Below are 25,893 nucleotides of genomic sequence, written 5' to 3'. Positions count from 1 at the left end.
GCTGCTGCACGAGATGGCCAAGCGCGACGCGAAGCGCGGGCTGGCGTCGCTGTGCATCGGCGGCGGGATGGGTGTCGCGCTCGCGGTCGAGCGCGTCTGAGCAGGGCTTGGCGACACGGTTCGCCGCGGCGCCGGCTGGCGCCGCAGCGAACCAGACGGGTTTCGCGCATGACAAGCAGCCAATAATACGCGCGAAGGTTCCGGTGCGTACCGCACCCGCGACGCGGGCGGTGGCGTATCGAAGCGGTGGGGCGGCAGCAGGTACGATGCCGCCGCCCCGCATTCATCGATTACTTTTTTGTCGGTAATTTATAGGATGACTAAGCGAATTGCAGTTGTGACTGGTGGAATGGGCGGTCTTGGCGAAGCGGTCAGCATCAGGTTGAACGACGCGGGCCACCGGGTAGTCGTCACGTATTCGCCGAACAACGCCGGCGCGGACCGCTGGCTGACCGAGATGCATGCGGCCGGCCGGGCGTTCCATGCGTATCCGGTGGACGTGGCCGATCACGATTCGTGCCAGCAATGCATCGAGAAGATCGTGCGGGAGGTCGGCCCGGTCGACATTCTCGTGAACAACGCGGGCATCACGCGCGACATGACGTTGCGCAAGCTCGACAAGGTCAACTGGGATGCCGTGATCCGCACCAACCTCGACTCCGTGTTCAACATGACGAAGCCCGTCTGCGAAGGCATGGTCGAGCGCGGCTGGGGGCGCATCGTCAACATCTCGTCGGTGAACGGCTCGAAGGGTTCGGTCGGCCAGACCAACTATGCGGCCGCGAAGGCCGGCATGCACGGCTTCACGAAATCGCTCGCGCTGGAGATCGCGCGCAAGGGCGTGACGGTGAACACCGTGTCGCCGGGCTACCTCGCGACGAAGATGGTGACGGCGATCCCGCAGGACATCCTCGACTCGAAGATCCTCCCGCAGATTCCGGCGGGCCGGCTCGGCAAGCCCGAGGAAGTCGCGGCGCTGGTCGCTTATCTGTGCTCGGAGGAGGCCGGCTTCGTGACGGGCTCCAACATCGCGATCAACGGCGGCCAGCACATGCACTGACGCGCGGCGGCCCGCACGGCAGTCGCGCACGTGACGGGCCGCGTTCTGCACTATCCAGTGCCGGAGCGGCGGCAGGCGCGCCGCTTCGGCCTCGCATTCCGGAGAACGCATGGGCGACACCTGGATCGGAATCGCGATCGGCGGCACGGCGCTCGCCGTCGCGCTGACAGTGGCGGTCTCGCTCTACTGGCTCGAGCGGCGCCGCGCGCGGCTGCTGCGGAACTTCGATCATCGCGACGGCGGGCTCGTCGCGTACGGCAGGTGCTTTGCGCGCAGGCCGGTACGACAGGCACGCCGCATGCGCGGGACGCGTTGACGGCGGCAGCCTCGAGGCCGTGACGCGTCGCGATCGATGAATGGTCATTCGTTGATCGCGGTCCGTCCGCGCGCGACGCGCGTGATCAATCGCTCGCGCCGCTCTTTCCGGACGACTCGCCCGAGTCGCTCTTGTGGAAGATCCGCTTCGTCGTGCGCTTGGTGGCGTCCCAGCCTTCGCGCGACGCGTGTGCGACGCCGTGCCCGACCGCCTTCGCGGCGCTCGCGGTCGCGTGGCCGAAGCTGCGCGCCGCCTCGCCGGTCTTGTGCGCGGCTTCCTTCGAATCGCGCTTGATGTCCTGCTTCACTTCCGACATGTCCGCGTGCGCGATCGGGCTGATCAGCGCCAGAACGAGCGCGGTGCCAATGAACTGACGAACTTTCACGACCTGGTTTCCTTGGGGTTGGTTTCTTCAGCGAGGATTCGGGGTGCCGGCAGGCGCCGGTTGAAACGTGCCCGCGGCCGACGCGTCGAGCATCACCGCGGCGCGGCCGGACAGCAGCACGCGGTCGCCGCAGCGCAGCGCGAAGCCGTACAGCACCGAGCGGTCGTCGCCGCTCACGCGTTCCGCCTCGACGACGAGCGGCTGATCGAACGTGTCCAGCCGGTCGACGAACGCGTCGACGTTGCGCACGCTCGCGAGATAACCGACGCGCGGGCGGGCTTCGTGCGCCCCGAGCAGCGCGCCGTGCACGGCCATCGCCTGCGCCGCGTATTCGATGCCGCAGACCGACGCGAGCCGGCCGTGCGAGCGCAGCGGGTTGTGCGGATCGCGATGGCTCGTCGCCGTGCAGCGGATCCGTTCGGCATCCCATGCATCGACCGTATCGAGCATGCACATCGCGCCGGCGTGCGGAATGTGCGCAGCGATCCAGGCGCGATCGAGCGGCGGCGCAAGCGGACGCGCGGCGGTCATCACGCCCGCTCCGCGAAGCGCCCGGGGATCGCGATGTCGATCTGCACGCGCGTATCGTCGAGATAATCGAGCACGACACGCGTCGACCGCCGCGTGGCCAGTGCGTCGAGCAACGGCAGCGCGCGCGCGGCCGGATTGCCGGCGCGCAACGCATCGAGTTGGGCATGCGCGAGTGTCGTCGCGGGCGCGTCGGTGAGCCGCACGTCGATACGGGCGAGCGCGCGTTCACGCTCATCGGGTGCGAGCACGAGTGCGACGCCGAACGCGTCGTCGATCGGCCGCACCGCGCGCAGCGGTTCCGGATAGTCGGTGTCGTACGCGATCAGCAGCGTCGGCGTGCGATCGACCACGACCTGGCACAGGCTCTCGAGCAGGCCGGCGGCAAAGCTGCCGTCGTGCGCGCACAGCACGTTCGACGTCGCCATCGCGCGGGTCGCGATGCTCCAGTAACCGGCCGGCGCGTTGTGCACGGAGTTGTGAAAGCGCGTCGGCGACAGCTGGCGATCGTCGCCGGCCAGCGTCTCGCAGATCGCGTGGCAATTCTGGCCGTCGCCGCCGGATGCGCTGAAGACGGTCGCGAGCGTCGCGGCATCGCGGTCGCTCGCGGCCACGGCTTCGTGGCCGACCGCGAGCGCCGTGCGCACGACGGGGCCCGTGCGGCGCCGCTCGGCCGACGGCAGCCCGGCCGGCGGCGGCAGCGCGGTGCGCGCGGGCGCATAGGGTGCGCGGCCCGCGAGCACGTCGGCCGCGTGTGGCCAGTCGTTCAATCCGGGCCCGACGAGGCCGATGCTTTCGATGAAGGCGGTGAGTGTCATGGCGGGCCTCAACGGCGTGCGTGATCGGCGCGGCCGAGGATCAGGCTGCAATTGGTGCCGCCGAAGCCGAATGAATTGGACAGGACGGCGCGCACACGCGTGTCGCGGCTCGCGAGCACGTAGTCGGCCGCGAGCGCCGGGTCGGGTTGCGTCGTGTTGATGCCGGCCGGCACGAACTGCTCGCGCAGCGCGAGCGCGGCGACGACGGCTTCAAGCGCGCCGGCCGCGCCGAGCGTGTGGCCGGTCGCGCCCTTCGTCGAACTGGACGGCGTGCTGGCGAACAGCGCGCCGACCGCGCGGCTTTCGGCTGCATCGTTGCTCGGCGTCGCGGTGCCGTGCAGGTTCACGTAGTCGATATCGCGTGCGCCGAGGCCGGCGGACGCGAGCGCCTGCTCGATCGCGGTGCGCGCGCCGAGCCCTTCCGGATGCGGCGACGACATGTGATGCGCATCGCTCGATTCGCCGATGCCGAGCAGCAGGATCGCGTCGTCTTCGAGCGCGGCGGGCGGGCCGGGCACGCGCTCGACGAGCGCGAACGCGGCGGCCTCGCCGATCGAGATGCCGTCGCGCGCGACGTCGAACGGCCGGCACGGCCGGCGCGACAGCAGCTCGAGCGAATTGAAGCCGTACAGCGTCGTCAGGCACAGCGAATCGACGCCGCCGACGACGGCCGCGTCGATCAGCCCGGCCTCGATCATGCGGCGCGCGGAGCCGAACACCTTCGCGCCGGACGAGCACGCGGACGAGATCGCCATCGCCGGCCCGCGCAGCGCGAAATACGCGCGCACGAATGCCGCCGGCGAATACGGGTTGTGCGTTTGCGCATAGCGGAAGCCGGCCGGCAGTGCGCCGTTCGCCGGGTCGCGGTGCCGGTATGCGTGTTCGGTCTCGAGGATGCCGGCCGTGCTCGTGCCGACGAACACGCCGACGCGTGCCGCACCGTAGCGCGCGACGGCCGCCGCAATGCTTGCGTCGAAGCCGTCCTGCATGAGGCCGAGCTGCGCGAGGCGGTTGTTGCGGCATTCGAAGTCGGCGAGATCCGCGCGTACGGGGTGTGCATCGACCCCGTCCACCGCGCCGATCCACGTGTCGAGGTTCGCGCGCTCGAAGTCGCACGGCGTGAGCCCGCCACGAGCGTGGCGCAGCGCATCGAGGGTCGCGTCGAGGCCGTGGCCGATGCAGCTGGTGGCGGTGAAGTGCGAGAGCAGGAGAGGTTTCACGAGGGTCGCATCCGGTGGCCGGAACGGGCGCCGCAGCACGGCTGGCAGGCGCGCCGTTCGAGGTCAGATTTTATCAAACGGGGGGGCCGGAACGCCGGGCTGGCCGGACGGTTCAGGCGCGAGCGCCGCGCGCAGCGTGGTCCAGTGCAACTGCGCATCGGCGGCGGCGTGCAGTACCGCCTGCAGCACTTCGAGCACGACCGGTTCGCCGCGCGCATCGCGTGCCGCGTGACCGTCGTGCACCAGCAGGATGTCGCGCGCATCGAGCCCGTGCAGCAGGCGCTGTGTGACGATCGCGGCATCGCGGGTGCGCGTGTCGAAACCGCGTCGCGTCCAGCTGGCGAGCTGCAGGCCGAGTTCGCACAGCACCGGTTCGAGAAACGGATTGCGCAGGCCGGCCGGCGCGCGGAAGAACAGCGGGGGCGTGCCGGCGATCTCGGTCAGCGTCCGTTGCGCGGCCGAGATCTCGCGCCGCAGTGCGGCGGGCCCCGACAGCGAGAACGTATGCCGGTGCCGCTGGCTATGGTTCTCGACCGCATGGCCGCGCGCGACGATCGCCTCGATCCACCGCGGATGACGGCGCGCGAGATCGCCGATGCAGAAGAACGTCGCGCGCGCGTCGTAACGGTCGAGCAGGTCGAGCATGCGCGGCGTGACGTCCGGGTCCGGGCCGTCGTCGATCGTCAGCGCGATCCGGCGGCCGGCACCCGTCGGCAGACGCGTCCAGTTCGGGCCGAGCAGCGCGCTGCGCGGCCACAGGCCGGCGGCCGTCAGCGCGAGATGCGACGCGACCACGCCACCGACGGCCCACGGCCACGCGGCCGGCTGCGCGATGACGGCGGCCGCCGCACCCGCGTGCAACGCGGCCGCGCCGGCGATCAGCGGCGTCGGTTTCCAGCGGCGCGCATCGCCGGCCCGATGCGATGGAACGGACGGCGGTGCGTTCATGCCGGACTCCGTTGACGACGATCGCCGGCCGCCGCGGCGCGCGGCGCGAGAATCGCCGCGAAGGCGAGCGCGAGCATCGCGCCGGGGCCGACGGTCAGCCCGAAGGTTTCGAGCAGCGGCACGCGCGACAGCGCGAGCAACCCGAAGCCGGCGACCGTCGCGAGGTTCGCGATCAGCAGCGACACGAGCGTGTACGGCGTCACGGGCTGCGCGTCGTCGCGCTTGCAGAAGAACAGCGCGTAGTTCGAGCCGACCGCGACGATCAGCAGCATTCCGACGAGATGCAGGATCGTCAACTGCACGCCGGCCAGCGCGAAGCCGGCCGTCACGACCAGCACGGCCGCGACGAGCGGTGCGAGCGCGCGCGCGGCAACGCGCGGCGAGCGCAGCGCGATCAGCATCAGCACGGCGATCGCGGCGAAACCCGCGAGCGACAGCCGGATGTCCTCGCGCACGTAGCTCACGTAGAGGCGATCGGCTTCGGCCTTCATGTCGACGAACAGCGCGTCGGGCACGCCCGCGCGCGCGACGGCCGCGCGAATCGGCGTCGCGTCGAGGCCGGCCGCCGGTTGCGCGGCGCGTGCGGCGTCCGGCGCGCGCAGCGGCAACATCGCGTTCCAGCGGCCGTCACGTTCGGTCAGCAGCGCATCGACGGCCAGCGCCATCGACGTGCCGCGCAGGTCCGCGCGCGTCAGCAGCGGCGCGTGGCGTGCGGCGTCGACGTCGGCGATGAACGGTGCGAACAGCTCGGGCTTCACGGCGATCGGCTGGTTCGCGACGGCGTCGCGCATCCGGGCGGCGAGCACGTCCGCATCCGGCAGGCTCGCGAGGCGCGCGCGCTGCGCGGCATCGCTCGGCAGGTAGCGCGCGGGGCTTTCGAAACCGGCGAGCGCGCCCTGGTCGACGAGCGGCTGCAATTGCGCGGCGACTTTCTCCGCGCCTTCGAGCGCGGCCTGTTCGGTCGGCGCGGCGATCACGACGAGGTAGCGCACGTCGGGCGCGCCGACGTCGGCGCGCAGTCGCGCGTCGAGTGCCTGCGCCGGCGCCGGCACGGGGCTGAGCGCGGCGAGTTCGCGGCTCCACAGGCCGTCGCGATGCAGCACGAGCGTCGCGGTCGCGGCGACCACGAGCGCGGCGAGCGGCCAGCGCAGCCGCGGCGCGGCATCGGCCGCCCGTGCGAGCGCCGCGCCGATGCGCGATACGTCGCGGATCGCGACGTGCTCGCCGCGCAGGTGCGGCAGCACGAAGCGCGTGACGAGCGCGGCGGCCGTCAGCCCGACGATCGAATACAGCCCGAGCTGCACGAGGCCCGGGAATCCGGAGAACAGCATCGACGCGAATCCGCACACGGACGTCAGCACGCCGAGCCGGATCGTCGGCCAGTACGCGGCGACCCATGCGCGTGTCGCGTCGCCCGGGCGCGCGGCGCCGCGCGTGCCGGCCTGCGCCGATTGCACGAACAGGTAGATCGAGTAGTCGACGGCTTCGCCGATCAGCGTCGTGCCGAAACCGAGCGTGAGCCCGTGGACCGTGCCGAACGCGACGCTGACCGCCGCGATCCCGGCCGCGACGCCGGTCAGCACCGGCAGCAGCCCGAGCACGAGCGTGCGCGGCGAACGGTACAGCGTGAACAGCAGCGCGACGATCAGCACGACGCTCGCCGTCGACAGGCGCTCGACGTCATGCCGGATCGTGTCGCGCGTGTCGACCGAGAACACGCCGGGGCCCGACATCGCCAGCGTGTTCGCCGCTGCATTCGGGACGGCCTGTTGCGCGGCGGCGAACGCGCGGCGCACCGTGTCGATCGCGCGTGCCTGCGCGTCGGTATCGGCGCCGGCGCCGGCCGTCTGCACGACGAGCACCGCGCGCGTGCCGTCGCGCGATGCCCACACGCCGTCGCGGCTCGCCGGTTCGGCCGCACTGTCGAGCTGGTCGACGAGCGCGGTGACTTCGCCGGTCGGGTCGCGCGGCAGCATCGCCTTGGCGACGAGGCCGGCCGACGAGCTCAGCAGGTCGAGGCTGTCGCCGAGCGCGCGGTGCAGGCCGTCGGCGCTGAAGCGCTGCGGCGTGACGGCCGGGCTCAGCAGGTAGCGGTGATCGAAGACGAACTGCCGGTCGCGCGCGTCGTTCGCGGCTTCGCCGTTGTGCACGGCCGCGAATTGCGGATCGGCGCGCAGCGCGCCGGCGACGCGCCGCGACAGTGCGGCACGCGTGGCCGCATCGCCGCCGTCGATCGCGACGAGGATCAGCCGCGACACGATGCCGTCGCGCAACTGGTCGACGAGCACGCGCTGTCCGGCGCTCGGCGAACTCGGCAGGAACGCGGACAGGTCGGCCGTGAAGTGCGCACGCCCGATCGCGACGCCGCATGCGGCGAGCGCGAGCAGCCACACGAGCACCGCGCGCTGCCGCCACACGTGCAGGCGGCGCGCGACGGGGGAGGGGCGCGTGCGTTCGTCCATCAGTTCGCGGTCGCCGCAACGGGTTGCAGGCGCATCACCGACCGGTCGCCGTCGGCCTGCCGGATCGCGACGCCGCGCAATTCGTCGCGCGTGCCGTCGAGCGTGATCGTGCTGACGACCTTCAGCATCCGCGCGTCGAGCGGCGTGAGCGTCAGCGTCCAGTCGTCGCCGCGCCCGGAAAGGGCGACCTTGTACACCTGTTCGAGCGCGAAGCGGTTGCCGGCGAGCGTCGCGCGGATGCTGTCGATGAACGCGCCGAGTTCCGGATAGCGCGCGAGCGCGAGCGTGAACGTGCGGTTGTTGCGCTCGACCGTGAGCATGTCGCCGTCGACCACGAGATGTTCGGGCTTCGGGCTCAGCGTGTGCTTTTCCAGATGATCGGGGGCGACGAACACGAGCTCGCCGGACGATTCGACCGGCTGCGTGGCGATCGACAGGTACTTCGTCTCGGTGAACGTCGCGCGTCCCGACTTGTGCCGCGCGAGCGTCGACATCAGCCGGTCGAGGTTCCACGCAGGCGTCGTGTCGGCCGCTCGCGCGGGCACGGCCAGCGCGAGCGCGGCGGCCGCGGTGGCGAGCAGGCGCGCGGCGCGGCGCGCCGCGAACGGAAGCGGAAAGCGGCGAACGGCGGTCATGCGTCGGAATCCCTCGTGGCGGGCAGGTCGGCACCGGCGTGCGCGGTGTCGCGGCGCGCGGCCGCGGCGTCGCCGTCTTGCCAGAAATCGAAAAAGTTGAACCAGTTGTACGGCGCCGCGCGGCAGTACTTGTCGAGTAGCGCGACATAGCGCGCGAGTGCCGCGTCGACGGCCGCCGCGCGCGTGTCGCGCCGCACGTCGGAGAAATCGGCGAGCGTCTCGAAGTGCACGTCGTAGCGGTTGCCGTCGCGATAGAGGCCCGTCATGAAGATCACCGGGCGCTTGAGCATCGCGGCCATGTACAGCGGCCCGCGCGGGAACGCGGCCGGCGTGCCGAGCAGCGGCAGCCGCCGCAGCGACGCGGCCGCGTCGTCGAGCAGCGTGCGGTCGGCGAGCATGCCGACCATGCAGTTCGCGTCGAGGCGCTCGCGCACCTTCAGCATCGAGTCGACCTGCCCGAGCGGAATCACTTCGGGCTTCGCGGCCGGGTTCACCGCGGCGAGCGTCGCGTTGATCTTGCGCGCATTCGTCTCGTACATCGTGACGACGACGCGCAGGTCCGGATGCGTGCGGCCGATCGCGCGCACGACCTCGAAGCTGCCGAGGTGCGCGCCCATCAGGAACGCGCCGCGGCCGCCCGCGAGCGCATCGTCGACGAGCGTCTCGCCGTGCAGCCGGATGTCGAACAGGTCGAAGCGTCCGTTCATCAGGTAGATGCGGTCGTGAATCGTCGCCGCGAACGTGAACACGTGCCGGTACACGTCGCGCCAGCGCGCGGGGCGGCCGAGCACGCGGCGCAGGTAATCGCGCGACGCGGCGCACGCGACCGGCGAGAACAGCACGAAGTACGTCGCGATCAGGTGCAGCACGAGGCGCGCGCGCTGCCGGCCGAAGCGCAGCGAGATCCACGTCATCGTGCGCAGCAAACCGGCGTTGCTGCGTTCCTGGCGTTCGGCCCACGCGGTGCGCTTCATGGCTGCGCGCCATCCCGCGCGGCCGGCGGCGCGGACAGTACGCCGGTCGCGACTTCGCGCGACCCGACGCGCAGCGTGAAGCGGATCGCGCCGCCGGCCGCGGTGTCGTATGCGAGATCGAGCGGTTCGCCCGGGGCGACCGGGCTCAGGAATTTCGCGGAACCGAGCCGCCATGCGTGCAGCGGGCGGTTCAGCGCCGTGCCGATCGCGCGGATCGCGTGATCGAGCAGCACGACGCCCGGCACGACCGGATGGCCGGGGAAGTGGCCGGGCAGCGCCGGATGATCGGCGGGAATCGTGAACGCGAGTGCGGAGGCGGCCGCGGCGCGTTCGGGCGCCGGCGCGGCCGTGGCGCGCGCATGTTGCGCGACGAGCGCGGCGAGCACGTCGCGCGGCAGCTTGCCCGTTTCGTTGCGCGGCAGCGCGTCGACGAACACGAGCGGGCGCGGCATGAATGCAGGATCGATCCGCTCGCGCAGCGCGCGCTGCAGATCGGCGGCCGTGAGCGTCGGCGCGACGACGAGCGCGACGAGGCGCGTGACCGGTTCGAGGCCGGTATCGCCGTGCGCGGGCGCGGCTTCGTCGGGCATGAAGAACACGCCGTCGACTACCTGCGCAATCGCGTTGAGCTGATGATTCAGGTAGGCGAGCGACGTGCGCTTGCCGGCGATGTTCACGAGGTCGGCCTTGCGGCCGTGCAGCAGGAACCGGCCGTCGCCGAGCAGTTCGAGCGCATCGCCCATCGGCACGGGCGCCTCGACGTGCCCGCCCGATACCCACACGGTCGGCCCGCTGTCGTCGCCGTCCGGTTCGGCGCGCGCGTCGAGGCGGATGTCCGGGAACAGTTCCCACGCCGCGCCCCGCGACGTGCGGCGCGTCGCGATCTGGCCGGTTTCCGTGCTGCCGTAAATCTCGACGAGCGGCGCGTCGAGCGCGGCTTCGGCTTCGCACGCGAGTTTTTCCGACAGCGGCGCGGTGGCCGACAGCACGAGGGCCGCCGGCGGCAGCGCATGGCCGGCGGACAGCAGCGCCCGCAGGTGGATCGGCGACGTGACGAGCACGCGCGGCTGCGGGATCGCGTCGAGCTCGTCGCGGATGTCGACCGGGTAGAACGGCTGGCGGTTGCTGAACGCGAGGCCGCCGATCAGCGCGAGCAGCACCGTCGACTCGAAGCCGTACATGTGCTGCGCGGGCACCGTGCCGATCAGCGTGGCCGCGCGTCCGTCGAGCAGCCCGAGGCGCTCGGCCGCCGCGCGCACGCAGCCGACCAGGAAACCCCAGGTCTTGCGGTGCGGCACCGGCGTGCCGGTCGAGCCGGACGTGAACACGTAGGCCATGATTCGCGCCGCGTCGATCCGCGGCACGGCGAACGGCGCGTCGTCCGCAAGCGCGCGGGGCGCGGCATCGGGATAGGCGAAGCGCGGCAGGTCGATCGTGCAGTCGGGCGCGTCGTGCAGGCAGAACGCGTCGGGTGCGAACGAGGCGAGCTGGCGGACCATTTCCGGCGTGTGCGTCGATGGCAGCAGGCTGATCTTGCCGGCGACGAGCGCCGCGCACAGGCTGACCGCGAAACGGTAGCGGTCGCGGCACACGTTGAACACGTGGCCGCCGGCGGGCAGCGCGGCGGCCACGCGCGCGACGTCGGCGACGAACGCGCGCACGGTGACGGGCGTACCGTCGCGCCAGGCGATCGTCTGGTCCGGCGAGGAATGGAATACCAGCGGGTGAGTCGGCATAAATCGGTCAAAACGGGGGCGAAGGCCGGCGCGGCGGCGCGCCGGTCATGAATTCATCGTGACGCCTGCGACGCGTGTGTCGTCGCGCGGTACGCGCGCACCGCGTCGGCCATCCGGGGCCGCGGTTCGTGCGGCAGCGCGAAGCGCCGGCACGCATGCTCGGCGGCGAACATCACGGCGACGAGCGGCAGCGACAGGTAGTTCGCGAACGTCGACCACGTGACGATCGGCGCGGTCGCGAACAGCAGCGTCGACACGGCGGCGGTCGCGACGAAGAACAGCGTCCACGCGAGCGTGATCCGCCGCGTGTAACGCGCGACGGCCGGCGTGACCGTGCCGTGGATCATCGCCGCGAAGCGCGTGCACAGCGGCACCTGGCCGGCCGCGAGCGTGCGGCCGAACAGCAGCGCCATCGCGAGGTTGAAGCTCGCGTGTTCCAGATACAGGCCCCATTCGAAGTGCCGCGCGAGCGGCGCGCGAGCCCCCCACAGCGCGGCGGTGGCCAGCAGCCACGCCGGCACGAGCCATGCGCGCCGCGGCGAACGCAGCGCCGCGCCGAGCGCGAGCAGCAGCGGCGGCACGAGCGCCATCGCGAGCCCGAAGCCGTGCGCGCCCGGCGTCGCGCTCGCGTAGTGCGCGCCGGCCTGGTAGGCCGCCACGGCACCGACCGCTGCCGCGCCGCGCAGGACCGACAGCAGCCGGCTCATCGGCCGCCTCCGTACGCACGGCGCGGGCACCGGGCCGCGGCCGCGGCACGGCGGCGGACGGGCAGGCGAACCGGAACGGAGCGGAAGGGCGGACGCGGCATGACTGGAGACATCGGGCGGATCGTGGCCGGACACGGTGGTCGGGCCGTCAAACATCATATGAATGGCGGCCGGGACGCGGGTCCGGGCCGGTGGTCGGGCACGCTCATTTTAGGGCCGCGGCGCCGCGCGTTCGGGGCCGGTGCGACCGGGTTTTGTAACCGATTGTATGGCACCGGGCGAACGGTTTCGCGGGGTCGGCCCATTTCCATCCAAAGCGGCTCAAGCGTCTCGTGCATTCGCGTCGCGAAACGGGCCGCGGCGCCGGCTCGCCAGTCTGTAACCATTCACGGTATACGCCCCGATACCCTTCGTCTAGAATCCGCGTAACTTTTACAAACCATCCCCAGACAACGCAGGCGGGGAAGCCGGCAGACGCCGGAGGGACGGAGATTGGCACGCGCCGGGCGTGCACGACGGTTGCCTTTTCCGGGCGCCTTCCGCTGCCATGGGCCGCCTGCCCGCACGCATGATGAACGCACTGGAACAAGAGCTCGCCACGCTGATCATCGGCGAACTGAATCTCGAAGACGTCCCGCTCGACACAGTGACGGCCGACACTCCGCTGTATGGCGAAGGTTTCGGGCTCGACTCCATCGACATCCTGGAAATCGCGCTGCTGATCTCGAAGAAATTCGGCTTCGAACTGCGCTCGGACAATCCGGACAACCAGACGATCTTCGCGACGCTCGGCGCGCTGGCCGCGTACGTCGCCGCGCATCGCACGAAGTAACGGTGGCGCGCAGTGCATGACGGGATGCGGCGGCGATCGGCGTACGGTTCGCCGTCGCGTCGATCGAGGTGAAACGCGATGAACGGAGCAATTCGATGCGGGCACTCGTGACGGGCGGCAGCGGCGCACTCGGGCAGGCGATCTGCACGGCGCTCGCGCAGGCCGGCCATGAAGTATGGGTGCATGCGAACCGCCATCTCGCGCAGGCGGAGGCGGTCGCGCAGCAGATCGTCGCGGCCGGCGGCAGCGCGCATGCGATCGCATTCGACGTGACCGACGCCGAAGCGACGCTCGCCGCGCTGAAGCCTTTCATCGACACGTCGCCGGTGCAGATCCTCGTCAACAACGCAGGCATTCACGACGACGCGCCGATGGCCGGCATGTCGCAACGGCAATGGCACAGCGTGATCGACGTGACGCTCAACGGCTTTTTCAACGTCACGCAGCCGTTGCTGCTGCCGATGATCCGCACGCGCCGCGGGCGGATCGTCAACATCGCGTCGGTGGCCGGCGTGACCGGCAATCGCGGGCAGGTCAACTACGCGGCCGCGAAGGCGGGGCTGATCGGCGCGACGAAATCGCTGTCGCTGGAGCTCGCGTCGCGCGGCATCACCGTCAACGCGGTGGCGCCCGGCATCATCGAATCGCCGATGGCCGAACAGGCGTTTCCCGCCGAACGCATCAAGCAGCTCGTGCCCGCGCAACGCGCGGGCCGGCCCGACGAAGTCGCGGCGATGGTCGCGTATCTGGTGTCCGACGCCGCGGCTTATGTGACGGGGCAGGTGCTGTCCGTCAACGGCGGTCTCGCGTGACGACGCGCGCCGCGTCCGTCGCGTAACGCAACGCGGCGCAGGGCCGTGTTGCCGCGCGGCCCGCGCCGCATAGTGAGGAAATCGAAGTGTCCGTGCATCCCGTCGACGCCGAACGGCGCTCGTGTTCGCCGCCGTCCGCCACCGCGCCGTTCGCGCATGGCGGCGACCGCGCGCTGCGGCTCGTCCAGATGAGCCATGCGCGGCTCGTCGCGTTGCTGCATGCCGCGCGGCTCGACCACGTCGTGCCGGGCGCGCTGGGCGCGGTGTGCATCGGCGCGGCCGGCTCGCATGCCGATGCCGCGCAACGGATCCTTGCCGATACCGCGCCCGACCTGCCGGTCGCACCGGTGCGGATGGCGCTGCTCGGCGCCGATGCCGCGCCGCACGACGCCGTCTGCGAAATCTGGCAATGCGATGCGCGCGACCTGCGCAGCGAACGGCGCGGCGCGCTGCACTACCGCTACAGCGAAACGGCCGGGCTCGTGTTCGGCAGCCTCGTCGTGCAGGAGACGCATGTCACGCACAATGCGTATGACGGCGGTACGCCGCTCGAGCGCGCGACGTTCGATGCATACCGCATGCTGTTCGGCCTGCTCGATGCGCTCGACATGCCGCATCCGCTGCGCATCTGGAACACGGTGCCGGCGATCAACGCGGTGCAGTTCGGGATCGAGCGCTATCGTCAGTTCAATATCGGCCGCCAGCAAGCGTTCGACGCGTGCCGTCGCGCGCTGACGGGCGGCGTGCCGGCCGCGTGTGCGCTCGGCTCGGTCGTGCCGGTCGCGGGCGATGCCCCGCCGGCCGCGCCGCTCGCGATTCATTTCCTCGCGAGCCGCACGCCGGCCGATCCGGTCGAGAACCCGCGCCAGGTGAGCGCGTACCACTACCCGGCGCAGTACGGCCCGCGTGCGCCGACGTTCGCGCGCGCCGCCGCGTGGGCCGCTGGGGCCGCGGCGCCGGTGCTGTTCGTATCGGGTACCGCGAGCATCGTCGGGCATCGCACCGTGCATCACGGCGACGTCGTCGCGCAGACGCGCGAGACGGTCGCGAATCTCGCGGCCGTGCTCGAGCAGGCCGCGCGGCAGGGGCATGGCCCGTTCTCGCTCGCCGACCTGAGCTATCGCGTCTACGTGCGCGACGCCGGCGATGCCGCGGCGCTCGCCGCGATCGGGCGCGTGCTGCGCGACGCGGCCGGGCCACGCGTGCGGCCGCTGTTCGTGCACGCGGACGTGTGCCGCGACGACCTGCTGGTCGAGATCGAGGCCAGTGCGGGACATGCAATGGAGTGGCTGTCATGAAGCGCGAGAACCTCACGATCCGGCAACCGGCGAATGGCGTCGACGATGTCCTCGACGAAGCCTGCCGACGTTCGCCGGCAAGTCATAAAATTTTGTCAGGATCCCCGTCTTCGCAATCGGCTGTTTCCATGTCCAAGCTGCACGCCTCGTCCACCCATCTCGTGCTGATCCCGAGCTACAACCCGGGTGTCAAGGTCGACACGACCGTGCGCCAGGCGCGCGCGCGGTGGAACCCGGTGTGGGTCGTCGTCGACGGCAGCACCGACGGCAGCGCCGAACGGCTGCAGGCGATGGCGAAGCGCGATCCCGGATTGCGCGTGATCGTGCTGCCGGAGAATCGCGGCAAGGGCGCCGCGGTGCTCGCGGGGCTCGACGCGGCGGCCGCGAGCGGCTTCACGCACGTGCTGACGATGGATTCCGACGGCCAGCATCCGGCCGACCTTATTCCCGCCTTCATGGCCGCGTCGCAGGCCGAGCCCGACGCGATGGTGCTCGGCGTGCCGAAGTTCGACGCGAGCGCGCCGCAGCTGCGCGTGCAGGGCCGCCGGCTGTCGAACGCCTGGGCCGACCTCGAGACGCTGTGGGCCGGTATCGGCGATTCGCTGTACGGGTTTCGCGTGTATCCGGTCGCGCCGCTCGCGGCGATCATGCGGCGCCAGCCGTGGATGCGCGGTTTCGACTTCGATCCCGAAGCGGCCGTGCGGCTGTGCTGGGCCGGCGTGCGCCCGATCCGCATCGACGCGCCGGTGCGCTATTTCGGCCGGCACGAGGGCGGCGTCTCGCACTTCCACTATGGCCGCGACAACGCGCTGCTCGCGTGGATGCACCTGCGCCTGTTCGCCGGTTTCGCGGTGCGCCTGCCGATGCTGGTCGCGCGGCGGTTGACGCGGCGCAGCAACCAGACCGCCTGAGCGGCGGCCGGCCCGGTTTCCGTCCCGAACGTCGCCCGGGGGCGACGATTGCTCCGTTTTTTGTCGTCAATTCGGTGACGAATCGCGTCTTCATTTCAATTCATCGAGTAATGAAGGTGTCATCCGATGTAAACATCTGGTAATTTTCTGCCGGATTATGCAAAATCGCCGCTCCCAAATACAACTATCGAGGGATTCCGGGATGCAACTCAAGAAAGCGGTGGCGGCGTGTGGCGTGGCGTTCCTGTTGAGCGCATGCGGCGGGGTACAGAGCCTGGACGCGAACAGCCTGACGTCGGCGGGGACGAACCTGTACAAGGCGGCGACGCTGTCGGACAGCGACATCGCGGCACTGTCGAACGAATCGTGCAAGTCCAGCGACGCCGAGTCGAAGATCGCGCCGGCGAACAGCGCATACGCGAAGCGCCTGACGAAGGTGATGAAGGGCTTCGGCGACATGACGCTGAACGGCCAGAAGATCAACTACAAGGTCTACATGACCAAGGACGTCAACGCGTGGGCGATGGGCAACGGCTGCGTGCGCGTGTACAGCGGCCTGATGGACATGATGAACGACGACGAGCTGCGCGGCGTGATCGGCCATGAAATGGGCCACGTCGCACTGGGTCACTCGAAGAAGGCGATGCAGACGGCGTACGCGGTGAGCGCGGCGCGCAGCGCGGCCGGCGCGGCATCGCCGGGCGTCGCGGCGCTGTCGAGCTCGCAGCTCGGCGACATCACCGAGAAGTTCATCAACGCGCAGTTCTCGCAATCGCAGGAAAGCGCGGCGGACGACTACTCGTTCGACCTGATGAAGCAGAAGGGCATGAGCCAGAAGGGCCTCGTCACCGGCTTCCAGAAGCTCGCGCAGCTGGACGGCGGCCAGAGCTCGATGATGAGCTCGCACCCGTCGTCGGCGAGCCGCGCGCAGCACATCCAGGATCGCATCGCGAAGGGCAGCTGATCGCGCGACGCGCATGACGAATCGCCGGCCCGCGCCGGCGATCGGCACGCGAAACGAAAAACCCCACGCCCGTTCGGGCGTGGGGTTTTTGTCTTGTGGGGCCGCCGGTGCGCCGCTTACGGCACCATTCCCGGCAGCACGTACGCCTGTACGAGCGTGATCAGCCCGACGATCACCGCGAACAGCAGGCTGTGCCGCACCGTGAAGCGGAACAGCTCGGATTCCTTACCGACGAGGCCCGTCGCCGCGCATGCGACCGCGATCGACTGCGGCGAGATCATCTTCGCGGTCACGCCGCCCGTCGTGTTCGCGGCGACCGCGAGTGTCTCGGGCACGCCGAGCTGGTGCGCGGTGGCCTGCTGCAGCGAGCAGAACAGGGCGTTCGACGAGGTATCGGAGCCCGTCAGGAACACGCCGAGCCAGCCGAGGAACGGCGAGAAGAACGGGAACGCGGCGCCGGTCGCGGCCAGCATCAGCGCGAGCGTCGACGACATCCCCGAGTAGTTCGCGACGAACGCGAACGCGAGCACGAGGCCGATCGACAGGATCGGGCGCGTCAGCTCCTTCAGCGTCTCGCCGAACGTGACGAGCGCGTCGCGCGGCTTCATCTTCAACAGCGCCATCGAGATCAGCGCGGTCACGAGGATCGCGCTGCCGACCGCCGACACCAGATCGATCTTCAGCACCGCGTCGAGCGCCTTCGGCGTCGCGGCGATCGGGGCGGTCTTCACGACGAGCTGATCGAGCCCGGCCACGTGGAACTTCAGCACGGTCGACGCGAGCGCGCCGTGTGCGGCGAACAGCGCCTTGAACGGCGCGAGGCTCCAGACGGTGACGACGGCCGTGAGAATCAGGAACGGCGACCACGCGCGCACCGTCTGCGCGAGCGTGTACGGCGACGCCCGGCGGCTCGTGCCGGTGCCGAAGCCGGTGCCGCTCGCGCCGAACCCGGCCAGCGCCGCGCCGCCGCCGGACGCGACGAGGCCGCCGGCCGGCTGCCGCGCGGTGCGCGGCTGCCACACCTTCAGGAACGCCGCGAGCGCGACGAGGCTGACGAGCGACGACGTGATGTCCGGCAGCTCGGGCCCGATGTGGTTCGACGTGAAGTACTGCGTGACCGCGAAGCTGCCGCCCGCGACGAGCGCGGCCGGCCAGGTCTGCCGCACGCCGCGCAGTCCGTCCATCATGAACACGAGCCAGAACGGCACCGCGAGCGACAGCAGCGGCAACTGGCGGCCGGCCATCGCGCCGATGTGGAACGGATCGATGCCCGTCACCTGCCCGGCGACGATGATCGGAATGCCCATCGCGCCGAACGCGACCGGCGCGGTATTTGCAATCAGACACAGTCCTGCCGCATGCAGCGGCTTGAAGCCGAGACCGACGAGCAGCGCGGCCGTGATCGCGACGGGTGCGCCGAAGCCGGCGGCGCCTTCGAGGAATGCGCCGAACGAGAAGCCGATCAGCAGCATCTGCAGGCGCTGGTCGTCGGTGATCGACAGCACGGACGCGCGGATGATGTCGAACTGGCCGGTCTTCACGACGATCTTGTACAGGAACACGGCCGCGACGATGATCCATGCGATCGGCCACAGGCCGTAGGCGAAGCCGAAGCCGGCGGCCGCGAGCGCCTGCGGCACGGGCATCCCGTACGCGAGGATCGCGACGCCGAGCGACAGCAGCAGCGTGATCGCGGCGGCGACATGGCCTTTCATCCGCAGTGCGGCCAGCGCGACGAAAAAGAAGATGATCGGAATCGCGGCGACGAACGCCGACAGCCCGAGGCTGCCGAGCGGCGTATAGATCTGATGCCAAACCTGCATGGGTGTCTCCTCCATGGATTTATCGGGGTACGGGTTTGAAAGCGGGGGCGCTATTCGGGCTGGCCGCGGGCGCGCAGCAGGTCGGACAGGCTGCGCGGCGCCGGTTCGAGCGGCGTGCGGTGCTGCGTCCAGCCCATCTGTTTCGCGGGCGTCAGCGCATGCAGGCGCGTCGCGGCCCAGCGGAACGCGCGGTACGCGCGCGGATGCGCGAACGCGCCCGACCAGAAGCGCCACACGAGGTCTTCCGCGCGGTTGTAGTTCGCGCCCTGGCCGCGCAGCGGATGCGCGACGGGTTCGTCGGGCTTGCGGTTCGCCTCGGTGCGCAGCCGCACGAGCAGTTGCGGGATCGGGATCCGCACCGGGCACACCTCGCCGCATGCGCCGCACAGCGTCGACGCGGTCGGCAGGTCGGCCGTCGCGTCGAGGCCGAGCAGGTGCGGCGAAATGATCTTGCCGATCGGGCCCGGGTAGGTCGTGCCGTACGCGTGGCCGCCGATGCGCGTGTAGACGGGGCAGTGGTTCATGCACGCGCCGCAGCGGATGCATTGCAGCGTCGCGCGCAGCTGGTCGTCCGCGTATGCCTGCGTGCGGCCGTTGTCGAGCAGCACGAGATGCAGCTCGCGCGGGCCGTCGCGTTCGCCGTCGCGCCGCGGGCCCGAGATCAGGTTGAAGTAGGTCGTGATCGCCTGGCCGGTGGCCGAGCGCGTGAGCAGGCTCGACAGCGGCACGATGTGCTCGAGCTTCTCGACGACCTTCTCGATCCCCATGATCGCGATGTGCGTGTCGGGCACCGTCGTCGACAGGCGGCCGTTGCCTTCGTTCTCGACGAGCCACAGCGTGCCCGTGTCGGCCGCCGCGAAGTTCACGCCGGACAGGCCGATGTCGGCTTCGGCGAATGCGCGGCGCAGCGCGCGACGGCCGGTCTGGATCAGCTCGTCGACGTCCTCCGTGTAGCGCGTGCCGGGGATGTGTGCCTCGAACAGCTCGGCGATGTCGCCGCGCGTCTTGTGGATCGCCGGCATCACGATGTGCGACGGCTTCTCGCCCGCGAGCTGCACGATGAATTCGCCCATGTCGGATTCGATGCAGTCGACGCCGTGCTCCGCGAGGTAATGGTTCAGCTCGATTTCCTCGCTCGCCATCGACTTGCCCTTGATCACGCGGCGCGCCTTCCTCGCCTGCGCGATGCCGAGCACGATCGCGTTCGCGTCGGCGGCCGTCTCGGCCCAGTGCACGTGCACGCCGGCCTCGGTGAGCTTCGTCTCCAGCCGTTCGAGCAGCGCGGGCAGTTGCGCGAGCGCGTGCTGCCGCACGGCTTCGCCGAGATCGCGCAGCTGCTGCAGTTCGTCGTCGTCGGGGAATTGCGTCGCACGCTTGCCCTGCAGGAAGTCCATCGCACCGCGAAAGCTCCGGCGCAACGCGGGATCGTCGAGCGCGGCGCGCGCGCGGCTCTTGAAGTCGCCGGGGGCGACGAATTGCAGCGTGTGGTCGCTCATCGCGGCGGCTCCTCGCAAGCGGGTGCGGCCGACGAGGCGGCCGAATCGGTGACGATCACGACCCACAGGCGGCGCGGGCCGTGTGCGCCGTAGGCGAGCGTCTGCTGGATGTCGGAGGTCTTGGACGGGCCCGACACCAGCACGAGGTTGGTCGGCATGCCGGCGTGCCAGCGTTCCGCCTGGACGGCCGCGTGCAGGTCGGCATGCAGCGTGTTCGCGTGGACGAGCGCGACATGCAGCGGCGCCACCAGCGATACCGTGCGCGGCGTGCCGGCATCGGGCGCGAGCACGACGGTGCCGGTGGCCGCGATACCGGAGCGCGCGACGGTGAAGCCCGCATCGATCGTGTCGAACAGCTCGGCCTTCCATGCGTCGATCGGCCGGTCGAACGGCACCGGGGCGACTGCGTCGGGCAGTGCACGGGCGAGCGCCGCGGATTCGGCGCGCGCCGGGTCGAGCAGCAGGCGGCGCACGCCAGCGTCGGCGAGGCGCGCGGCAAGCTGCGCGGGCCATGCGTCGGCGCTCGCGCACCAGACGTCCGCGTGCGATGCGGCAAGCGCGGCCTGCATCGCCTGTGCGAGTGCCTGCGGGTCGCGTCCGGTCGAGGTGCGGCGCCTGTCGTAATGCGTGTCGATGCGCGCGTCCAGCGCGGGGGCGGCCGTTGCGGCGACGCCCGGCGAGGCGGCGCGCAGGCGCGCGAGAATCGCGGCGCGCGCGCTCATCGCTTGTCTCCGCGCAACGAGGCGGCGCCGGACGTACGGCGCCACAGGAAGCTCGCGAGATGCTCGACCGGCAGCGGCGCGCCGGCCTTGGCCGCGGCGTGGCCGATGTTCAGCAGGCAGCCGCAGTCCGCGGACACGAGCCGGTCGCAGCCCGTCGCGCAGGCCGACGCGACCTTGTCGCGCACCATCGCGCCGGAGATGTCCGGATGCTTCAGCGAGAACGTGCCGCCGAAGCCGCAGCACTCGGATTCGCGTTCGTGCTCGATCCGGGTCACGCCGGGCAGCGCGTCGACGAGCGCGACGCCATGGACGCGCGTGCCCATCTCGCGGCGGGCCGCGCACGACGTGTGCAGCACGACGCGCTCGTCGGGCCCGGCGCCGGCCGTGGCCGCGTCGAGCCGTACATCGAGTACGTGGACGAGGAATTCCGCGAGTTCGTAGGTCCGTTCCGCGATCGCGCGGGCCTTCGGGCCGTTGACGGGATCGTCCGCGAACAGCGCTGGCCAATGGTGCCGGATCATGCCTGCGCACGAGCCGGACGGCACGATCACGGGCCACGGCTCGGCGAACAGGTCGAGCTGCGCGGCCGCGACGCGGCGCGCTTCGTCGGGATTGCCGCTGCTGTAGGCCGGCTGCCCGCAGCAGCTCTGGCGGCGCGGATAGTGGACGGTCAGACTTTCGCGCTCCAGCAGGCGGACCGCGTCGAGCCCCGCTTCGGGGACGAACAGGTCGACCAGGCAGGTCGCGAACAGATAGACGTGCGCGGGGACGGCGGCGGGGTACTGCCTTTCGTTCATGTCTCGCTCCAGGGGCGACGGCCCGGCATGCGGGTCGACGATTTCGCTGCATAATTCCCGCGACGGCGCCGCGGCTCAAATTGGTTGGGCCAATCGGCGTGACAGGCAATGAGCGGGGAGAGGCGGCGATGGCAGCGATGACGGCACGGGGCCGGACCGAAGTGGTGATGCGCAAGATCGAGACGGCGCTGCTCGACGGCACCTGGCCGGCCGGTGCGCGGCTGCCGGCCGAGCGCGTGCTCGCGCAGCAGTACGGCGTCGCGCGCAATACCGTGCGCGAGGCGACCCAGCGGCTCGTCGCGCGCGGGCTGCTGCAGAGCCGGCGCGGCGCGGGGGTCTACGTGACCGACCAGTTGCGCGCGGGCATCGCGTCGCCATGGGGCCAGCTGGTCGCCGATCATCCGGCGCTGCGCGACGACATCCTCGAATTCCGCCGCGTACTTGAAGGCGCGACCGCTTATTTCGCCGCGCTGCGGGCCGATGCGAACGACCGGCGCCGGATCCGCGCGCTGCTGCGCGAACTCGAAACCGCGCACGCGAACGACGACGCGGCCGTCGAGGCCGCGACCGACGCGAAGCTGCACGAGGCGATCGCGCTCGCGTCACACAACACGATGTTCCTGCACTTGCATACGAGCGTGATCGGGATGCTGCGCGAGCACATCTCGATCAACGTGGCGGGCATGACGATGGAGGACGAGCAGGCGTCCGAGCTGCTGTTGCAACAGCACCGCGTCGTGTGCGATGCGATCTGCGCGCAGCGGCCCGAAGAGGCGCGCACCGCGATGCAGACGCATATCGACTACGTGCGCAGCCATTTCGAGCGCAGCGGCGACGGGCGGTGAGATTGGTCGGACCACATCCGCTCGAGGCGCGTCCAGCCGGCGGATTGGGCATGTCCGGGCGTCGCCCGCCGGCAGCCGGCCGCGCGCGGGCCGCCGTGCGCCGCCCGCGCGATTGACCGGGTCGTCGGCCGCCCACTAGAATCGGCCGGAGCGGCGCGCCAGCCGCGCGCCGCGGCGAATGCGGACCGTCGTTCCGCCAGTCGAGGAAGCTCCCGTGCTCACGTCCTTCATCCGGCGCGCGCCGGCCGCGCCGTCATGGCGTGCCGCATGCCGCCCGGCCCGTGCGCTGGCCGTCTGCGCACTGCTGTCGCTCGTCGCCGCGTGCGCGACGCATCCACCCGCCACCACCCTCGATCGCCCGGTTTCGCATGCGTTGCCGCCCGACACCGCGACGCCGCTGCGCGACGCGCTGGCGGCACCCGAGGCCGCGCATCCCGGCCAGTCGGGCTTCCGGCTGCTGGCCGATGGCGCGCAGGCGCTGCAGATGCGCATCGCGCTCGCCCGCGCGGCGACGAAGACGCTCGACATGCAGTACTACATCGCGACCGAGGACACGACGGGCAAGCTGCTGCTCGCCGCGGCGCTGTACGCGGCCGATCGCGGCGTGCGCGTGCGGATGCTGGTCGACGACCTGAACTTCCGCGACATCGACCGCGTGATGGCCGCGCTGAACACGCACCCGAACATCGAGATCCGCGTATTCAACCCGTTCGGCGCGTCGCGGCAGGGGATGGTCGAGCGCACGACCAACTTCTTCACGCGCATCGACAGCTTCACGCGCCGGATGCACAACAAGGCGATGATCGCGGACAACCAGCTCGCGATCGTCGGCGGCCGCAATCTCGGCGACGAATACTTCAGCGCGAGCCCGACGCTGCAGTTCCGCGATCTCGACGTGCTCGCCGCCGGCCCGGTGACGAACGACGTGTCGGCGAGCTTCGACACGTACTGGTCGAGCGCGAGCAGCTATCCGCTGCGCGTGCTGAATCACCAGTCGTTCGATCCGAAGGAACTCGACGCGATGCGCGACGGGCTGCGCAGCCACTGGCGCGAGAACGCCGAGCCGTACAACGCGAAGCCGCTGAACGCGACGCCGCTCGCGCAGCAGATCGCGCGCGACGAGCTCGGGCTCGTGTGGGCGCCGGCCGAGTTCAAGGTCGATGCACCCGACAAGGTCGCTCGGCCGACCGACGCGTACGTCAGCCCGCCGATGCAGCGCCTCGTCGAGCTGACGCGCGGCGCGCAGCAGGAATTCCTCGCGTTTTCGCCCTATTTCGTGCCGCACGACGCGGGCGTGAAGATTCTCGGCGACACGACCGCGCGCGGCGTGCGCGTCGCGATCCTGACGAATTCGCTCGCCGCGACCGACGCGGTCGCCGTGCAGGCCGGCTACGCGCCGTACCGCGTGCCGCTGCTGCGGCACGGCGTCGAGCTGTACGAGTTCAAGGCGCAGCCGGGCCGCCAGCGCCCGCGCCTGTTCGGGTCGCGCTCGCGCGCCAGCCTGCACGCGAAGGCGTACGTGATCGACCGGAAGATCCTCGTGATCGGCTCGTTGAACCTCGACCCGCGTTCCGCGCACCTGAATACCGAACTGGCGCTGGTAATCCACAGCCCGGCGCTCGCCGAGCAGGTCGCGACGATCTTCGCGCGCGTGACGCAGCCGGACGAAAGCTACCGCGTGAGCCTCGTCGCGCCGGCGGGCGACGGGTCGCCCGAACTCGAATGGACGGGCGTCGACGACGGCCAGCCGGCGACCTATCGCGTCGATCCGCACGCGGGGCTGATGCGCAACCTGATGACGGGCATCTTCACCCTGCTGCCGGTCGACGATCAGCTTTGAGCGCCCCGGCAAACAGGGGGCGGAAGCGCTCCGGCTAAACCCGCGTTACCGGGGCGCGGGGAAGGTGATATGGTTGTGTGCGCAACCATATGGGCGTGCGTGACGATGCCGCGGACGGCCCGTGCCGTGCGCGCCGCGCGCACCCGCAACCGGAGTTCCTCCATGCAACGTGTACCGAACCAGCCGTTCACGCGTCCCGCCCGCTTCTCCGAAGCCGAATGGCAGGCGCGCGTGCAGCTCGCGGCCGCTTACCGCATCTTCGACCACCTCGGCTGGACCGAGCTGATCTACAACCATATCTCGCTGCGCGTGCCGGGCGAGGACGGGCATTTCCTGATCAATCCGTTCGGGCTCCATTACCGCGAGGTGTGCGCATCGAACCTCGTGAAGATCGACATCGACGGCAACGTGATCGGGCATTCCGACTGGCCGATCAATCCGGCCGGCTTCACGTTCCACAGCGCGATCCATGCGGCGCTGCCCGATGCGCATTGCGTGATGCACGTGCACACGACGCCGACGATGGCCGTGTGCTGCTCGCGCGACGGGCTGTCGTTTTCCAATTTCTATTCGGCGCAGCTGTACGGGAAGATCGCGTATCACGACTTCGAGGGCATCACCGTGCATCTGGAGGAGGGCCGGCGCATCGTCGAGAGCGCGGGCGGGCGGCCCGTGCTGCTGTTGCGCAACCACGGACCGGTGACGATCGGCGCGACGCTCGCGCAGACGTTCTCGCTGATGTGGCTGCTCAACCGCGCGTGCGAGGTGCAGGTCGCGACGCATGCGATCGGCGGCGCGCTGCCGATCGCGCCGCCCGTGCTCGAGGGGTGCGTGCGCGATTCGCTGAATTTCGATCCGAAGCACGGCGCGGGGCAGGATGCGTTCGACGCGCTGCAGCGTATCGTCGATCGGATCGATCCCGGCTATCGCGCGTGACTCGACCTGGCGCGGCTGCCGGCGGCGCATGCAAAAAAAACGCGGCCGGGTGGCCGCGTGAATACTCGCAGACTCCTTCGGACGAAGGAAACAAGCAACTGTGAGACGAAGTGTAGCGAAAGCCCGCGCGCGGATTCAGCCGTCGGGTTGCAAAGGTCCGTTCCAGGTTGACGCAGACTGACGCAACGCTGCCGGTCGCGGCGCCGCGACGATTCGCTGCCTGGCCGTTCGGCGGACTCCCGCAACGGCGGCGATCGACTACCATCCTATCTGGCGCCCCCGTCCGGGCGGCGTACAACGTCGTACAAGGAGAGTCCATGCTCAAGCTGCGTTTGCTCCAGGTCGCGTTACTCGCGGGCGTGCTGGCCGCCGGCAGCGCCGCTGCCGAAACGGTGCGCCTGTCCGCCAGTCTCCAGCCGTCGAGCGAAGTCCCGCCCACGGCGACCAAGGGTTCGGGCAAGGTCGACGCCACGTACGACACGGCCACCCATACGCTGCAGTGGACGGTCACTTACGAACACCTCACGGGGCCGGCCACCGCCGCGCATTTCCACGGGCCCGCGCCGGTCGGCCAGAACGCGGGCGTGCAGGTGCCGATTCCGAAGGACGAGCTGGCGAGCCCGATCAAGGGTTCGAAGGAACTCACCGACGCGCAGGTTACCGACCTGATGGGCGGCAAGTGGTACTTCAACGTCCATACGAAGGAGCACCCGGCCGGCGAGATCCGCGGCCAGGTGATGCCGGCGAACTGAGCGCCGGCGTTTGATATAGAGGCACCTGTCGAGCGGGGCGGGAACGTTCGCACGTACCATCGTCACACTGCGATGA

Annotated in this window: 26 protein-coding genes; 12 read left to right on the top strand and 14 right to left on the bottom strand. The window is 70.5% G+C overall.

Annotation, left to right across the window (positions count from 1 at the left end; all coding sequences use genetic code 11):
* The 3 genes from HWX00_RS37190 to HWX00_RS21585 form a co-directional block, all read left to right on the top strand.
* Positions 1-100: hypothetical protein (locus tag HWX00_RS37190; RefSeq protein ID WP_175868140.1), on the top strand; the 100-nt coding region annotated here is incomplete at its 5' end.
* 216 nt (positions 101-316) lie between these two features.
* The gene (gene phbB, locus HWX00_RS21590) at positions 317-1,060 is read left to right on the top strand and encodes an acetoacetyl-CoA reductase (protein WP_034189605.1); all 744 of its coding nucleotides are present in this window, start codon (positions 317-319) and stop codon (positions 1,058-1,060) included.
* Between the two features lie 109 nt (positions 1,061-1,169).
* Positions 1,170-1,376, top strand: coding sequence for a hypothetical protein (locus HWX00_RS21585; protein WP_034189604.1), 207 nt, complete (start codon positions 1,170-1,172; stop codon positions 1,374-1,376).
* 85 nt (positions 1,377-1,461) lie between these two features.
* On the opposite strand, the gene HWX00_RS21580 is transcribed toward HWX00_RS21585, so the two are convergent.
* From HWX00_RS21580 to HWX00_RS21535, 10 genes are all read right to left on the bottom strand, one after another.
* The gene (locus HWX00_RS21580; RefSeq protein ID WP_175029410.1) at positions 1,462-1,761 is read right to left on the bottom strand and encodes a hypothetical protein; all 300 of its coding nucleotides are present in this window, start codon (positions 1,759-1,761) and stop codon (positions 1,462-1,464) included.
* Positions 1,762-1,788: 27 nt separating this feature from the next.
* Positions 1,789-2,292 (bottom strand): hotdog family protein, encoded by a 504-nt coding sequence (locus HWX00_RS21575; RefSeq protein WP_034189602.1) that lies wholly within the window; start codon positions 2,290-2,292, stop codon positions 1,789-1,791.
* Complete coding sequence (locus HWX00_RS21570) at positions 2,292-3,107, bottom strand: beta-ketoacyl synthase chain length factor (protein ID WP_175868139.1); 816 nt, start codon at positions 3,105-3,107, stop codon at positions 2,292-2,294. Before HWX00_RS21570 ends, HWX00_RS21575 begins: the two co-directional genes overlap by 1 nt.
* 8 nt (positions 3,108-3,115) lie before the next feature.
* The gene (locus HWX00_RS21565; protein WP_175868138.1) at positions 3,116-4,327 is read right to left on the bottom strand and encodes a beta-ketoacyl-[acyl-carrier-protein] synthase family protein; all 1,212 of its coding nucleotides are present in this window, start codon (positions 4,325-4,327) and stop codon (positions 3,116-3,118) included.
* 63 nt (positions 4,328-4,390) lie between these two features.
* Positions 4,391-5,275, bottom strand: a complete 885-nt coding sequence (locus tag HWX00_RS21560; protein WP_175868137.1) for a polysaccharide deacetylase family protein — start codon at positions 5,273-5,275, stop codon at positions 4,391-4,393.
* Complete coding sequence (locus HWX00_RS21555; RefSeq protein WP_175868136.1) at positions 5,272-7,737, bottom strand: MMPL family transporter; 2,466 nt, start codon at positions 7,735-7,737, stop codon at positions 5,272-5,274. Before HWX00_RS21555 ends, HWX00_RS21560 begins: the two co-directional genes overlap by 4 nt.
* Complete coding sequence (locus HWX00_RS21550; protein ID WP_034189598.1) at positions 7,737-8,372, bottom strand: LolA-related protein; 636 nt, start codon at positions 8,370-8,372, stop codon at positions 7,737-7,739. Before HWX00_RS21550 ends, HWX00_RS21555 begins: the two co-directional genes overlap by 1 nt.
* Positions 8,369-9,346 carry an LpxL/LpxP family acyltransferase gene (locus tag HWX00_RS21545; protein WP_175029407.1) on the bottom strand — a complete coding sequence of 326 codons (978 nt, stop codon included), beginning with the start codon at positions 9,344-9,346 and terminating at the stop codon, positions 8,369-8,371. Before HWX00_RS21545 ends, HWX00_RS21550 begins: the two co-directional genes overlap by 4 nt.
* Positions 9,343-11,082: an acyl-CoA synthetase family protein gene (locus tag HWX00_RS21540; protein ID WP_175029406.1), complete on the bottom strand. Its 1,740-nt coding sequence runs from the start codon at positions 11,080-11,082 to the stop codon at positions 9,343-9,345. The genes HWX00_RS21545 and HWX00_RS21540 overlap by 4 nt, the downstream gene beginning before the upstream one ends.
* A 53-nt stretch (positions 11,083-11,135) precedes the next feature.
* A complete protein-coding gene (locus HWX00_RS21535; RefSeq protein WP_175868135.1) occupies positions 11,136-11,789 on the bottom strand; it encodes a COG4648 family protein in 654 nt (217 codons plus the stop codon).
* A 547-nt stretch (positions 11,790-12,336) separates the two neighbouring features.
* On the opposite strand from HWX00_RS21535, the gene HWX00_RS21530 reads away from it, so the two are divergent.
* The 5 genes from HWX00_RS21530 (at position 12,337) to loiP (ending at position 16,606) form a co-directional block, all read left to right on the top strand.
* The gene (locus tag HWX00_RS21530; RefSeq protein WP_080287884.1) at positions 12,337-12,621 is read left to right on the top strand and encodes a phosphopantetheine-binding protein; all 285 of its coding nucleotides are present in this window, start codon (positions 12,337-12,339) and stop codon (positions 12,619-12,621) included.
* Between the two features lie 95 nt (positions 12,622-12,716).
* On the top strand, positions 12,717-13,433 hold the full coding sequence (gene fabG, locus HWX00_RS21525) for a 3-oxoacyl-ACP reductase FabG (RefSeq protein WP_034189595.1): 717 nt from the start codon (positions 12,717-12,719) through the stop codon (positions 13,431-13,433).
* Positions 13,434-13,519: 86 nt separating this feature from the next.
* Entirely contained in the window at positions 13,520-14,731 is a 1,212-nt protein-coding gene (locus tag HWX00_RS21520; RefSeq protein ID WP_175029091.1) for a chorismate transformation FkbO/Hyg5 family protein, read from the top strand.
* A gap of 128 nt (positions 14,732-14,859) precedes the next feature.
* On the top strand, positions 14,860-15,642 hold the full coding sequence (locus tag HWX00_RS21515) for a glycosyltransferase family 2 protein (RefSeq protein ID WP_034189593.1): 783 nt from the start codon (positions 14,860-14,862) through the stop codon (positions 15,640-15,642).
* 202 nt (positions 15,643-15,844) lie between these two features.
* Complete coding sequence (gene loiP / locus HWX00_RS21510) at positions 15,845-16,606, top strand: metalloprotease LoiP (RefSeq protein ID WP_034189592.1); 762 nt, start codon at positions 15,845-15,847, stop codon at positions 16,604-16,606.
* Positions 16,607-16,722: 116 nt separating this feature from the next.
* On the opposite strand, the gene HWX00_RS21505 is transcribed toward loiP, so the two are convergent.
* The 4 genes from HWX00_RS21505 to HWX00_RS21490 are packed head-to-tail and all read right to left on the bottom strand — an operon-like array spanning position 16,723 to position 21,444.
* Entirely contained in the window at positions 16,723-18,429 is a 1,707-nt protein-coding gene (locus HWX00_RS21505) for a lactate permease LctP family transporter (RefSeq protein ID WP_034189591.1), read from the bottom strand.
* A 50-nt stretch (positions 18,430-18,479) separates the two neighbouring features.
* On the bottom strand, positions 18,480-19,925 hold the full coding sequence (locus HWX00_RS21500) for a LutB/LldF family L-lactate oxidation iron-sulfur protein (RefSeq protein WP_059557107.1): 1,446 nt from the start codon (positions 19,923-19,925) through the stop codon (positions 18,480-18,482).
* Complete coding sequence (locus HWX00_RS21495; RefSeq protein WP_175029092.1) at positions 19,922-20,647, bottom strand: LutC/YkgG family protein; 726 nt, start codon at positions 20,645-20,647, stop codon at positions 19,922-19,924. Before HWX00_RS21495 ends, HWX00_RS21500 begins: the two co-directional genes overlap by 4 nt.
* Positions 20,644-21,444, bottom strand: coding sequence for a (Fe-S)-binding protein (locus tag HWX00_RS21490; protein WP_069706855.1), 801 nt, complete (start codon positions 21,442-21,444; stop codon positions 20,644-20,646). Before HWX00_RS21490 ends, HWX00_RS21495 begins: the two co-directional genes overlap by 4 nt.
* Positions 21,445-21,572: 128 nt before the next feature.
* Here HWX00_RS21490 and HWX00_RS21485 point away from each other — a divergent pair, with 128 nt between their 5' ends.
* The 4 genes from HWX00_RS21485 (at position 21,573) to HWX00_RS21470 (ending at position 25,817) form a co-directional block, all read left to right on the top strand.
* A complete protein-coding gene (locus tag HWX00_RS21485; protein ID WP_124610134.1) occupies positions 21,573-22,289 on the top strand; it encodes a FadR/GntR family transcriptional regulator in 717 nt (238 codons plus the stop codon).
* A gap of 214 nt (positions 22,290-22,503) precedes the next feature.
* Positions 22,504-24,129: a phospholipase D family protein gene (locus HWX00_RS21480; RefSeq protein WP_175029093.1), complete on the top strand. Its 1,626-nt coding sequence runs from the start codon at positions 22,504-22,506 to the stop codon at positions 24,127-24,129.
* Positions 24,130-24,291: 162 nt separating this feature from the next.
* Entirely contained in the window at positions 24,292-25,065 is a 774-nt protein-coding gene (locus HWX00_RS21475) for a class II aldolase/adducin family protein (RefSeq protein WP_059557112.1), read from the top strand.
* Positions 25,066-25,382: 317 nt separating this feature from the next.
* Positions 25,383-25,817 carry a CHRD domain-containing protein gene (locus HWX00_RS21470; protein ID WP_034189585.1) on the top strand — a complete coding sequence of 145 codons (435 nt, stop codon included), beginning with the start codon at positions 25,383-25,385 and terminating at the stop codon, positions 25,815-25,817.
* The last annotated feature ends 76 nt before the right edge of the window (positions 25,818-25,893 follow it).

Origin of the sequence: Burkholderia seminalis DSM 23518 (genome assembly GCF_902832885.1) — a bacterium.
GTDB classification, from domain to species: Bacteria; Pseudomonadota; Gammaproteobacteria; order Burkholderiales; family Burkholderiaceae; genus Burkholderia; species Burkholderia seminalis.
Note: the sequence above shows the minus strand (reverse complement) of the source record. Positions and strands in the feature narration are given on the sequence as shown.